The sequence below is a fragment of the Enterococcus gilvus ATCC BAA-350 genome, assembly GCF_000407545.1.
GTDB classification, from domain to species: domain Bacteria; phylum Bacillota; class Bacilli; order Lactobacillales; family Enterococcaceae; genus Enterococcus_A; species Enterococcus_A gilvus.
Genome location: NZ_ASWH01000001.1, coordinates 1,380,609 through 1,393,533, shown reverse-complemented (window position 1 = coordinate 1,393,533; position 12,925 = coordinate 1,380,609). Strand labels below are relative to the sequence as shown.

The 12,925-nt window shown below is 38.5% G+C and carries 11 protein-coding genes; 2 read left to right on the top strand and 9 right to left on the bottom strand.

Annotation, left to right across the window (positions count from 1 at the left end; translation table 11 throughout):
• Positions 1-108: 108 nt before the first annotated feature.
• The 3 genes from parC to I592_RS06890 all read right to left on the bottom strand — a co-directional run bounded on the left by parC (position 109) and on the right by I592_RS06890 (position 5,263).
• Positions 109-2,556: a DNA topoisomerase IV subunit A gene (gene parC / locus I592_RS06900; protein ID WP_010780927.1), complete on the bottom strand. Its 2,448-nt coding sequence runs from the start codon at positions 2,554-2,556 to the stop codon at positions 109-111.
• Between the two features lie 14 nt (positions 2,557-2,570).
• The gene (parE, locus tag I592_RS06895) at positions 2,571-4,598 is read right to left on the bottom strand and encodes a DNA topoisomerase IV subunit B (RefSeq protein WP_010780928.1); all 2,028 of its coding nucleotides are present in this window, start codon (positions 4,596-4,598) and stop codon (positions 2,571-2,573) included.
• Between the two features lie 242 nt (positions 4,599-4,840).
• Positions 4,841-5,263 carry a CoA-binding protein gene (locus I592_RS06890; protein ID WP_010780929.1) on the bottom strand — a complete coding sequence of 141 codons (423 nt, stop codon included), beginning with the start codon at positions 5,261-5,263 and terminating at the stop codon, positions 4,841-4,843.
• A 126-nt stretch (positions 5,264-5,389) separates the two neighbouring features.
• Here I592_RS06890 and plsY point away from each other — a divergent pair, with 126 nt between their 5' ends.
• On the top strand, positions 5,390-6,019 hold the full coding sequence (gene plsY / locus I592_RS06885) for a glycerol-3-phosphate 1-O-acyltransferase PlsY (RefSeq protein ID WP_010780930.1): 630 nt from the start codon (positions 5,390-5,392) through the stop codon (positions 6,017-6,019).
• Entirely contained in the window at positions 6,020-6,634 is a 615-nt protein-coding gene (locus I592_RS06880; protein ID WP_010780931.1) for an NUDIX hydrolase N-terminal domain-containing protein, read from the top strand.
• Positions 6,635-6,738: 104 nt separating this feature from the next.
• Here the strand turns inward: I592_RS06880 and I592_RS06875 are convergent, their stop codons facing one another.
• The 6 genes from I592_RS06875 to trmFO form a co-directional block, all read right to left on the bottom strand.
• Complete coding sequence (locus I592_RS06875) at positions 6,739-7,608, bottom strand: aldose 1-epimerase family protein (RefSeq protein ID WP_010780932.1); 870 nt, start codon at positions 7,606-7,608, stop codon at positions 6,739-6,741.
• A gap of 77 nt (positions 7,609-7,685) precedes the next feature.
• Entirely contained in the window at positions 7,686-8,474 is a 789-nt protein-coding gene (gene codY / locus I592_RS06870) for a GTP-sensing pleiotropic transcriptional regulator CodY (protein WP_010780933.1), read from the bottom strand.
• Positions 8,475-8,489: 15 nt separating this feature from the next.
• The gene (gene hslU, locus I592_RS06865) at positions 8,490-9,881 is read right to left on the bottom strand and encodes an ATP-dependent protease ATPase subunit HslU (RefSeq protein WP_010780934.1); all 1,392 of its coding nucleotides are present in this window, start codon (positions 9,879-9,881) and stop codon (positions 8,490-8,492) included.
• A 68-nt stretch (positions 9,882-9,949) separates the two neighbouring features.
• Positions 9,950-10,495: an ATP-dependent protease subunit HslV gene (gene hslV / locus I592_RS06860; protein ID WP_010780935.1), complete on the bottom strand. Its 546-nt coding sequence runs from the start codon at positions 10,493-10,495 to the stop codon at positions 9,950-9,952.
• A 29-nt stretch (positions 10,496-10,524) separates the two neighbouring features.
• A complete protein-coding gene (xerC, locus tag I592_RS06855; RefSeq protein WP_071875846.1) occupies positions 10,525-11,406 on the bottom strand; it encodes a tyrosine recombinase XerC in 882 nt (293 codons plus the stop codon).
• A gap of 218 nt (positions 11,407-11,624) precedes the next feature.
• Entirely contained in the window at positions 11,625-12,923 is a 1,299-nt protein-coding gene (gene trmFO / locus I592_RS06850) for an FADH(2)-oxidizing methylenetetrahydrofolate--tRNA-(uracil(54)-C(5))-methyltransferase TrmFO (protein WP_010780937.1), read from the bottom strand.
• Positions 12,924-12,925 lie beyond the last annotated feature (2 nt).

The following is a 12,925-nucleotide window of genomic DNA, read 5'->3' as shown; positions in this document are numbered from 1 at the left end:
TTAAATATTAAATTTAAAGACCAGAAACTCGTAAATTTGTGATTAAAAAAACGGGTATCTGTTTTAAAACAGATACCCGTCTGTAACATAATCATATAGTACAGAACATTATTCTTCAATCAATTCTTGCGGATGATACGCATAGAAAAGCGCGCCATCTTGTTTTTCGTCAATTGTGAATGTTCCGTTAGAGATTCGATCACTAATGGCTACTTTAGAAATTTCCAACTCTTTCTCAATTCCTTTATTGGTAGTCAAAATGAGTGTTCCCTCTGTATACGTAGTCATGTACACCAAACGATGCGGATTCTTTTTCAACTCACGGAAAATCATCAGACCACGTTTTGCTCTGCCTAACTGCGGCAACTCTTGGGCAAGCATCCGTTTTGCGGCTCCCCGTTGACTAAGTAAAAGAATTGGCGAGTCGCCTTCCGATGGTACCAACGCACCAGATACGACATAATCCCCTTCTTTTAGGTTAATTGCCTTGACTCCAGCAGCCTTCGCCCCAACAACTGGAACTTCTTCTAAAGGATACCGTAATCCAAACGCACGATGTGACGCAATGAAAACATCTACGTTGCGAACATCGCTTGTCAAGAAGACAGAAACAATTTGGTCGGAATCATTTTTCATTTTCATTGCTGCGGTTGGTCGACTACGATACGTCCTCCAAGGAGAAAATTCAGACATACGAGTCTGTTTGATCATCCCCTCTTTACTCATAAAGATGAAGAGCTTATTGGCATCGATTTCTTTGTAAGGAAATGCGGCAATGATTTCTTCGCTCATTGATAAATTAGTAATTGTTTGCGAAATATGTTCGCCAACGTCTTTCCACTTCAATTCGGTGATTTCGTGAATTGGTCGATAAATCATATTTCCATGATTTGTGAGAATCAGTAAATGGTCCAGAGTGCTTAATTTATCAATAAATATAATCGAGTCGCCATCTTTCATTCCATGCTCATCTGGACGCGAAGCATTATACGAACGCACACTGCTTCGTTTTAAGTAGCCTTCTTTTGTGAGTGTCACAATGACATCTTCTTGAGCTATCAGTACTTCTGTCTCAATTTTAATTTCACTAATTTCATCTTCGATTTTTGTTAAACGAGGATTGCCATAATTCTTTTTAATTTGACGCAACTCTTGTTTCATTACCTTGTGTAATTCTTTCTCGCTATTCAGAATCAAGTGTAATTCTTTAATCTCAGAAGCTAATTCATCTGCTTCTTTTTCTAATTGAGTAATATCTGTATTTGTTAATCGATAAAGTTGCAACGTCACAATTGCCTCAGCTTGTTCTTCACTGAAATCAAAACGTTCAACCAAGTTGCTTTTCGCATCTTTTTTATCCTTACTTCCGCGAATGGTTGCAATCACTTCATCAAGAATCGATAAAGCTTTTATCAAGCCTTCAACAATATGTTGTCGTTTTAAAGCCTTTGTAAGTTCATATTGACTGCGCTTCGTGATCACAGATTTACGATGCTCAACATAGCTCTCTAAAATATGTTTTAAGCCGACTTGTTGCGGCGTCATATTATCAATCGCTACCATATTGAAATTATAATTAATTTGTAAGTCCGTGTTCTTGAATAAATAATTTAAAATACCTTCTGCATTGGCATCTTTCTTTAACTCTACAACTACCTGCAATCCGGTACGATCAGACTCATCACGTACTTCAGCTATGCCGTCGATCTTTTTATTCAATCGAATTTCGTCCATTTTTTTAACCAAAACTGCTTTGTTAACTTCATAAGGAATTTCATGAATAACAATTTGCTGTTTACCGCCCTTTAGTGGCTCGATAGACGTTTTAGAGCGTAAAATAACTTTTCCTTTACCTGTTTCATAGGCTTTTTTTATTTCAGCCTTCCCTTGTAAAATTCCACCTGTAGGGAAATCTGGTCCAGGAATATAGTCCATAATCTTATCTAAAGATGCATTCGGATGATCGATCAAGTAAATCGCACCATCAATTACTTCAGACAGATTATGTGTAGGTATCTCAGTTGCATAACCAGCAGAAATACCGGTTGAGCCATTCACTAATAAGTTAGGATAAGCTGCAGGTAAAACGGTGGGTTCTTTTTCTGTATCATCAAAGTTCCAAACAAAATCAACGGTTTCTTTCTCGATGTCATTAAGCATCTCGCCGCTTAATTGTGATAATCTCGCTTCTGTATAACGCATAGCCGCCGGCGGATCTCCGTCCATTGAACCATTATTTCCGTGCATTTCAATTAAAACTTGACGCAGCTTCCAATCTTGGCTCATCCGAACCATTGCATCGTATATGGAACTATCCCCATGCGGATGGTAATTCCCCATAATATTACCGACAGATTTAGCTGATTTTCGGAACCCTTTATCATAAGTGTTCCCATCTTTATTCATAGCAAACAAAATTCGTCGCTGTACAGGCTTCAAACCATCACGAATATCAGGTAGTGCTCTTTCTTGAATAATATATTTTGAATAGCGGCCAAAACGGTCCCCCATTACTTCTTCCAATGTTAATTCTTGAATTGAACTTTTCGTATCCATTCTTTGACCACCTCCTACTCATCAAACAAGCTGATTACTTTTACATCGTCCGCTTCTTTTTCTGATTCTTGTTGTTCAGATACTCCGCCAATAGACGCTTCTTCTTTATTGTCCAATAAACTTCCATCTTCTTCTAAAGTAAACTGAACATGATTTTCGATCCATTTACGACGCGGTTCAACTTTGTCTCCCATTAAGGTCGTTACACGACGTTCCGCTTGGGCAGCATCGTCAATTCGTACACGAACGAGCGTACGGTGTTCAGGATCCATAGTGGTTTCCCATAATTGCTCTGCATTCATCTCCCCAAGACCTTTGTAGCGTTGCAACATGTACCCTTTTCCAACTTGTTTTGTCACATCTTTTAATTCGTCATCTGTCCATGCATATTCAATGATTTGCTTTCGTCCAGTCCCTCTCGAAACTTTATATAAAGGCGGCAAAGCAATATAAATCTTTCCTGCCTCAATCAACGGCTTCATGTAGCGATAAAAGAATGTTAATAGTAATACTTGAATATGAGCACCATCGGTATCCGCATCGGTCATAATAATAATTTTGTCGTAATTGCAGTCTTCAATTGAAAACTCAGGACCGACACCCGCACCAATCGTATAAATCATTGTATTGATTTCTTCATTTTTTAGAATATCTTGCATTTTTGCTTTTTCAGTATTAATAACTTTTCCTCGCAACGGTAAAATTGCCTGGAATTTCCGATCTCGTCCTTGTTTGGCAGATCCTCCCGCAGAGTCTCCTTCGACTAAGAAGAGTTCATTTTTTGCAGCATTTCGTGATTGCGCTGGCGTTAATTTACCAGAAAGTAGCGATTCGCCTTTTTTTCGTTTTTTCCCATTTCGACTTTCCTCACGTGCCTTGCGAGCAGCTTCACGGGCCTCACGGGCTTTGATCGCCTTACGAACCAACATTTGACTATTTTCACTGTTCTCTTGAAGATAAAAACCCATTTGCTCACCAATCACGCTATCAACTGCTCCGCGGGCTGCTGGTGTTCCCAGTTTTTCCTTCGTTTGACCTTCAAACTGCAATAAGTTTTCTAGAATACGAACAGACAAAACAGCAGAAAGGCCCTCACGAAAATCTGTTCCTTCCAAGTTTTTATCCTTTTCCTTCAATAACCCAGATTTTCTAGCGTATTCGTTATACGCCTTAGTCATAGAAGTTTTCATACCTGATTCATGAGTACCGCCATCTTTTGTTCGTACGTTATTTACAAAGGAAAGAAGATTTTCTGAATAGCCATCATTGTATTGATAAGAAAACTCAACTTCGATGCCCTCACGTTCTCCTGAAAAATAGACGACAGGTGTCAACGTATCTTTATCTTCATTTAAATACTCAACAAATTCCTTAATACCTTCTTCAAAATGAAAGACTTCCGATACTTTTTCTTCACCACGTAAGTCCGTTAATGTAATTTTCACTCCACGTAATAAGAAGGCGGACTCTCTTAGACGTTCGGATAACGTTTCATAAGAAAAATTTAATGTCGAAAAAATTTGAGCATCTGGCAAAAATTGTACAGTTGTTCCGTTTGGTTTACGAGTCTTTCCGATTTTTTTTAAGGTTCCTTGAGGCTTACCCCCGTCTTTAAATTCTTCGCGGTACTCAACACCATCCCGAACAATCGTGACGTTTAACCATTCAGATAACGCATTTACTACACTGGCACCTACACCATGTAGTCCTCCTGAAGTTTTATAGCCGCCTTGACCAAATTTACCACCAGCATGAAGAATCGTAAAGATTACCTCAACAGTTGGAATTCCTGAAGCATGCATCCCAACAGGCATTCCTCGTCCTTTGTCGCTAACTTCAATACTATTATCAGAATGAAGTGTCACATCAATTTCATTTCCATACCCTGATAATGCTTCATCAACTGCATTGTCTACGATCTCATAAACTAAATGATGCAAGCCACGACTATCAGTCGATCCAATATACATTCCTGGACGTTTTCTAACCGCTTCTAATCCCTCTAGCACTTGGATCGAAGCGTCATTGTATTCATTGTTCATCTTAGCCAATCCTACAGCTCCTAACTTCTAAACGTAATGATCTATTTACATAGAAATAAATTTGTTCGTACCATACTATAGGCCATTTAACTACGCGACTCACTCTCGCGTAAAAAGTTAAACTAGCTTTCTTATCCAAAGTACATCATTTGTATGATACGCTAAAAAAGCGTAAAAAAAAAGCCTCTCCTGCTTCCGAAAAGGCATTTTAAGCTTTTTTTTTAAGAAAATCAACTCATTGATCACGCTTTTTTGTTCAATTCAATCTTGATACAACGATCCATGACAATATCCGTAAATCCTTTTTCTTGCAGGATTCTTGCCGCCTCATCGCTACTCAAACCCAACTGTGCCCAGAAAACTTTTGCATCCGCTGTTAAAAAATCTTTTGCGACGTCTGGTAAAAATTCACTTCTTCTAAAAACATCCACAATATCAATTGTTTCTGGAACCGCCGATAAATTCTCTACAACTGGAATCTCATTAATTATTTTTCCAGCCAGTTTAGGATTAATGCCGTATAATTTATACCCATGCGATTTTAAAACATCTGCGATTTGATAACTGGTTTTTTCAGGTTTATCACTCAAACCAACTACTGCGATCACTTTCGCTTCATCTAGATACTGAAAGATTTTTTCTTGACTAGGATTCTGAAACGTCATTAGTTTTCCCTCACTCAGATTATTTTTTTGTCATTCTATGATAAATAGTATATCACGTGATTAGAATTTGTTCACTCTTTTGAAATCTGCTAAAATAGCCTTACAAACAGAGAAATGAGGATTCATATGAAAACCGCGATACTTTTAGTCTTAGCCTATCTTTTAGGTTCTATCCCCTCTGGTATTTGGATCGGAAAATTTTTCTTTAAGAAGGACATACGTGATTTTGGCAGCGGCAATTCGGGGACTACCAACACATTTCGTGTATTGGGCAGAACAGCAGGACTTGTTGTTTTCGCAATGGACTTATTGAAGGGAACCTTAGCAACATGTTTGCCAGTCATTTTTCATTTAGATGTGAATCCGCTGTGGTTTGGTTTAGTAGCGGTCATTGGGCACACGTTGCCTATTTTTGCAGGATTCAAGGGAGGAAAGGCCGTTGCCACCAGTGCGGGTATGCTGCTAGGTTTTGCTCCACTGTTTTTCTTTTATTCGCTAGTATTTTTTTTAATCATTCTTTTTATCACCAGCATGGTCAGTGCAGCTAGTATTACTTCGGCAATCTTCGTAACTATTTCGTCTATTATCGTGCCTTTTATTTGGCCTACGATTTTACCATCCTTTAATTGGCTTCTGACGCTCGTGTGTTTTGCCTTAACTTGTTACATTATTTATCGCCACAAAGAAAATATTCAGCGAATCAAGGCCGGGACTGAAAACCGTGTTTCTTTTGGATTAAATAAAAAGGAGAAATAAATGGACGAACAATTATTAGATTGGGCCATTGAGATTCAAGCACTTGCACAAGCTGGTCTGACTTATACAAAAGATCCATTTGATCAAGAGCGCTTTGAACGACTTCGTACCATTGCCACTGAGATGCTGTCCGTTCAATCACCTATTCCCATTCCACATTTAAGGCAATTATTTGCGGAAGAAGTTGGGTATCCTACTCCTAAGTTAGACACCCGAGCCGCCATATTTTCCGACAACAAGATTTTACTTGTTCAAGAAAAAAATAGATTATGGTCTTTGCCAGGCGGATGGGTAGATATTGATCAATCCATCAAAGAAAACACTGTGAAGGAAACATTCGAGGAAACTGGATTGACAGTTGAACCTTTAAGAATCACCGCTGTTCAGGATAGGAATAAACATAATCTTCCTCGCTATGCCTACAGTGTATGTAAAATATTTGTAGAGTGCCGCTTAATCGGCGGACACTTTGTCAAAAATATCGAAACAACACAAATTGATTGGTTCTCTTTGTCTTCGCTCCCTTCATTAGCAGAAGAGAAGAACACAAAGAAACAAATTGAAATGTGCTTTGAAGCGCATAATCATGCTGCTTGGGATGTTTTATTTGATTAATAATACGAGGTGCAATCCAAAAAAAACGCCTACGAAAACTAGATTTTTTGTCTAATTTTCGTAGGCGTTTTTTATACTTTTCTACTATTTTATAGTCAAAATTTTTAACTAACTGTAATTGAGAATTCTGTATTGAATTCCCCATTTGGAACCAGGCGATTCATTCCTTCTTTATCTTCTAAACGACCTGTACTATCAACGGTATCAGCAAATCCCCACCAAGGTTCAATACAGACAAAAGGTGCGTCAGACGGATACGGTGACCATAACCCGACATAAGGAATATTATTGTACGCTACTGTCACGCTATGTGAAGATTCTTCACTGCCCAAAGTATACGCGTTCAATCCTCGAGTTTCATAGATCAGCGCATCTTCCTTAAAAAGTTCACGACTCAATTGAATATTTGTATTCGTTTGTCCAATTGTTTTTTGATCCAAATTGGTAAAGGGTCCTTCAAGAGGGATTTTTACCCGTGATTTTTGAGGAGAAAAAGCAATAAAGTAATCATCAAAACTTAAATCCTCCGTCAAAGGAATATTGAACGCTGGATGTCCGCCTAATGCAAAAATCATTTCTTCTGTCCCAGTATTTTCGACATTAAATCGGATGCGAATCCCTTCACCCCAAACCTCATAGCTAATCCTCAAAGAAAAATCAAATGGGTATATTTTTCTCGTGTCTTCATCACTTTCAAGCAAGAAGATTGCTTTGTCCTGTGCATGTTCAACAACTTTAAAATCTTTGTCACGAGCAAAACCGTGTTGTCCCATTGGATATGTTTTTTCTTTATACGTATACTCATCATTCTTCAATCGACCGACAAAAGGAAATAGAAACGGCGCATGCCGTCCCCAATATTTAGGATCTGCTTGCCAAATATATTCAATATCGTTAGCGCGCAAACTTGTTAATTCGGCACCTCTCTCGTCTATTGTTGCTTCCAAGAAATCATTACTGATCGTCACTGACATGGTATCCACTCCTACTCTTACAATCAAATTTTCATTTATTTAGTCTTAGAACAAGCTCGGATTCTCCTTATTCTTCCTTATTTATGTTTTACCAACTCGTCTTTAAATAATGGATTTAAGACTTTTAAATAGGTCCCTTTCATTCCTAAAGACCGTGATTCAATGATTCCTGCTGATTCTAATTTTCTTAGAGCATTCACAATCACTGAACGAGTAATTCCGATCTTATCAGCTATATTTGATGCAGTTAAACGACCTTCATCGCCTTCTAATGCATCAAAAATTGCTTTTACAGCCTTTAATTCACTATATGAGAGAGTGCTTATAGCCATTTGAACAGCCGTTTGGCTGCGGATTTTTTCTTCAACATTCAAAAACTGTTGATATAAAACTTCCATTCCGATTACTGTAGCACCGTATTCTGCTAAAACGAGATCATCGTCGTCAAAGGCTCCTTCTTTACGAGCCAATACAATTGTCCCGAGACGTTCACCAGACCCAAAAATCGGAATGACCGTCGTCAAACCATTTGGATACAGTTCTGCTCGTTCCGTTGGGAAAGCAGTTAGTTCATCCGCAACGGGAATGTTTGCTTCAGTTTTTATAACTTCCTTCATTTCAGCCACATAACTGTCAGGAAATTGGCGATCTACGAGAAAAGAACGAACACGATCCGTATTTATATCGATCTTCTCATTTAATCCCAACAACTCTCCTTCCGCCCCAATAACATACGTCAAAGAGCCTAAAATATCCCCTAAAATGCGCGCCATATTATTATAAGGCAATTCCGCAGCTGGCTCAAAAGCATTTTTCTGCTGCATCAGCTTATTAATTTGACGTGTTTTTTCTAATAAAGTTTCCATTTTTCCCCTCCATTTTTAAAGAATGAAACGACTTAAATCTTTATTTTGCGCAATCGAAGCTAATTTTTCATCTACATAAGCTTCGGTAATCTTAATTTCTCCCATTTGCATATCTGGAGCTTCAAATAAAAGATCTTCTAATAATTTTTCCAAAATTGTGTGTAATCGTCGCGCACCAATGTTGTCCGTCTCACGATTAACATCAAAAGCGATTTGTGCGATGCGTTCAATTGCTTCCTGTGTGAAAACAATCTCAACATTCTCAGTGCCAACTAAAGCAATATATTGTTTGATCAATGCGTTATTCGGCTCAGTCAAAATTTGAACAAAATCTTCTGCCGATAAATCACTTAATTCAACGCGAATTGGGAACCGACCTTGCAATTCGGGAATCAAATCACTCGGTTTCGATAGACTAAATGCACCGCTTGCAATGAATAGAATATGGTCTGTTTGAATCGCACCATATTTCGTATTTACTTGAGAGCCTTCAACGATAGGCAGAATATCTCTCTGCACACCCTCACGAGAAACCTCACCCGAATTTTGCTGTGACTTAGAAGTGATTTTATCGATTTCGTCAATAAAAATTATACCTGAACTCTCGGCTAATTTAATAGCTGCCGTGTAAATATCCCCCTCATTCACTAATTGTGCTTGTTCCTCTTTTATTAATAGTTCTTGCGCTTCTTTCACCGTTACAGTGCGTTGAACTTTTTTCTCAGGGGTCAAAGCACCAAGAGTATCCGATAAATCAATTCCCATTTGTTCTAATCCGTTGTTCATTGGCATTGATTTTTTGGGTTCTGTTACTTCGATCGTTACTTCACGTTGATCTAGTAAGCCTTTCTCTAATTGATCTTGTACCGTTTGACGATTAACTTTAATATCTTCCGTGACCTCTTCTTTGGGTTCGGTCTGTGCTTGATTAAAGATATTCATCATCTGTTCGTAAGGATTGCTGCTTTGCTTTTGTTCCTTTTTGATTCCTGGAACCAAGATTTTCACTAAGCGCTTATTTGCTCGCTTCAAAGCTTGCGAATAGACTTTTGAATATTGATCTTTTTCAACAATCGTAATTGCATTTTCGACTAAATCACGAACCATTGATTCTACATCTCGACCTACATAACCAACTTCTGTAAATTTCGTAGCCTCAACTTTTACGAATGGTGCTTTGACAATCCGAGCTAAACGTCGAGCAATTTCTGTCTTACCAACACCAGTGGGCCCAATCATTAAAATATTTTTTGGCGTCACTTCTTGTTGCATGGATTCTTCCAATTGCATGCGACGGTAACGATTCCGTAAAGCGATCGCTACAGAGCGCTTTGCTTCATTTTGTCCGATTATATATTGATCTAAATCACTCACAATTTCTTTTGGTGTTTTATTTACTTCAGTCATCTTGGATTCTCCTTATTCAGATTATTAGAGGATAAATGATTAAAAATTTAATGGACCATCTTAATACATTACATTTCCTCTACGATAATATTGTGATTTGTAAACACACAAATATCAGCTGCAATATTCAATGCACTTTCAGCGATTTCCTTAGCACTCATTTCAGAGTTGTGCTTCTTCATGGCACGAGAAGCTGCCAATGCATAGTTTCCACCTGATCCAATAGCCAAAATACCATCATCTGGTGCAATGACCTCTCCGTTTCCTGATACTAAGAGCATTTCTTCATCGTTCATAACGATCAATAATGCTTCTAAATTTTTCATAGCTTGTTGTGTACGCCATTCTTGCGCTAATTCAACTGCTGCACGTTGCAGATTTCCATTGTACTCGTTTAATTTCCCCTCAAACTTTTCTTCCAAAGTAAATGCATCGGCTACACTTCCAGCAAATCCTACGACCACTTTGCCGTTGTATATACGACGAACTTTTCGAGCTGTTCCTTTCATGATTACTTGTTCTCCCATAGTGACTTGACCGTCACCTGCCATTGCTAATTTCCCATCTTTTTCGATCGCGCAGATCGTTGTTGAATGAAATTGTGATTCAGACATCTTGTTCTCTCCTTCGTTTTGCATTGAATTTAAGCTCTTGGGTGAAAAGAGCGATAACTTTTTTGTAAACTTTCTTTTGTTACGTGTGTATAAATTTGTGTTGTCGATAAATTGGCATGCCCTAAAAGCTCCTGAACCGTTCGTAAATCTGCTCCATTATTAAGTAAATGTGTGGCAAATGTGTGCCGGAGCATATGCGGATGAATGTCGCTAGTTAAGCTGCTTTTCTTAATAAGCTGATTAAGAACATATTCGATTCCGGTGGAGGTAATTTGCTCTCCTCGATGATTAATAAAAAGGTAATCATGCTCCTTGCCAAAATGATCCATTAACTTTTTCCGTCCGTCTTGAATAAATTCTTGGATCGCATCCGCAGCATAGGAACCTATCGGCACATAGCGATCCTTGTTTCCCTTACCATGAATGAGCATCACACTATTATCTAAATCAATAACTGACAGTGTCAGGTTTGCACATTCACTTACTCGAAGCCCAGATCCGTAAAGCACTTCTAATAGTGCGCGGTTTCGTTGATCCAATGGTTTTGTCCCGTTAACACTATCGAACAAAAGCTCAATTTCCTTCTCGTAAAAAAAACGTGGAAGTCGTGCTTGCTTTTTTTTAAGGTGTACATAAGAAAAAGGATTCTCTTTGATTTTTTCGTGTTTCAACAAATAGTGATAAAAAGATCGCAAACTGGCAATTTTTCGACTAATCGTATTACGACTATATTTTTGATCATTTAAGAAGGCTAGATAAACACGTACATCCAAATGGTCTACTGCTATTAAAGAGGCTTCTCCAGAGTTTTCTAGAAAATGAGAAAAATCATCTAGATCTCGTTGATACGCTTCTTTCGTCTTTTCTGAATATCCTCGCTCCGTTATTAAATAGGTCATAAATTCTTGCATTGCGGCTTCATTTTCCAAACTTTTTCCACCTCACAAACATATCACAAATGTAGCATAAGAGCTTTTTAATTACAATTGAATTGTCAGAATTTATTGATTTTTCACGAATATACTAACAATTATTTGCAGATACTTCACAATTACTTTCAATATAGACATGGATACGCCATATTTTTTTAAAATAAAAAATCCCATTGCAAGAAGCAATGAGATTTCTATTAGATAGTCATAGCTGATAAAGCATTTAATGCCCGTTCTGCTAATGTTTCATAACGCAATTTTTTGTCACGAATGCGTTCTGGTAAAGCGGGAAACAAACCAAAATTAGCATTCATCGGCTGAAAATGCTTGCCCTCAGCGTGGGTAATATAATAAGCCATTGAACCTATTGCAGTTTCCCGTGGGAACTCAAGCAACTCTTCTCCCTTAGCTAATCTTCCGGCATTAAGACCTGCAACAAGACCACTTCCTGCGCTTTCAACATACCCTTCTACTCCTGTCATCTGACCGGCAAAAAATAAATCGTTACGCTTCTTGCTTTGATAAGTGGGCTTTAATAGTTCTGGAGAATTCATAAAACTATTTCGATGCATTACACCATAACGTAGGAACTCAGCATTTTCTAAACCGGGAATCATTCGAAATACACGTTTTTGCTCGCCCCATTTTAAATGCGTTTGAAAACCGACGATATTGTACATGGAGGCCGCTGCGTTATCCTGTCGCAATTGAATTACCGCATAAGGGCGTTTGCCCGTTTTTGGGTCCTCTAAGCCTACAGGTTTCATTGGTCCGAACAGCATCGTCTTTATTCCACGCTTAGCAAGAACTTCTATAGGCATACACCCTTCGAAAAATTTCTCTTTCTCAAATTCTTTTTGTGGAGCAACTTCCGCTTCGATCAACGCGTGATAAAAACGCGTAAATTCTTCTTCTGTCATTGGGCAGTTAAGGTACGCTGCCTCTCCCTTGTCATAGCGAGACTTCAAATAAACTTTTTCACGGTCTATTGTAGAACTGTCTATAATCGGGGCCGCTGCATCATAAAAATAAAAGCCATGTGAACCATTATAGTCAGCGATTTCTTCTGCTAAACTTTCTGATGTTAATGGTCCTGAAGCAATAACTGTGATTCCTTCAGGAATTTTTTTTATTTCCTCAAGTACAACAGTCACCAATGGATGCTCTTTGACCTTCCTTGTGATAAGAGCAGAAAAGTTATTTCGATCCACCGCAAGCGCACCACCAGCGGGTACTGCCGTTTCGTCAGCAGAGGTGACAACAATAGAGTTTAGACGTCGCATTTCTTCCTTCAAAACACCCACTGCATTCGTTAATCCATTGCCACGCAATGAATTGCTGCAGACAAGTTCTGCAAAATCCGCAGTGTGATGTGCCGGTGTAGATTTCACCGGTCGCATCTCATATAAATTTACAGGAACACCCGCTTCTGCTAATTGCCATGCAGCTTCGCTTCCAGCAAGGCCTGCTCCTATTACATTCACTGTTTTTACCATTT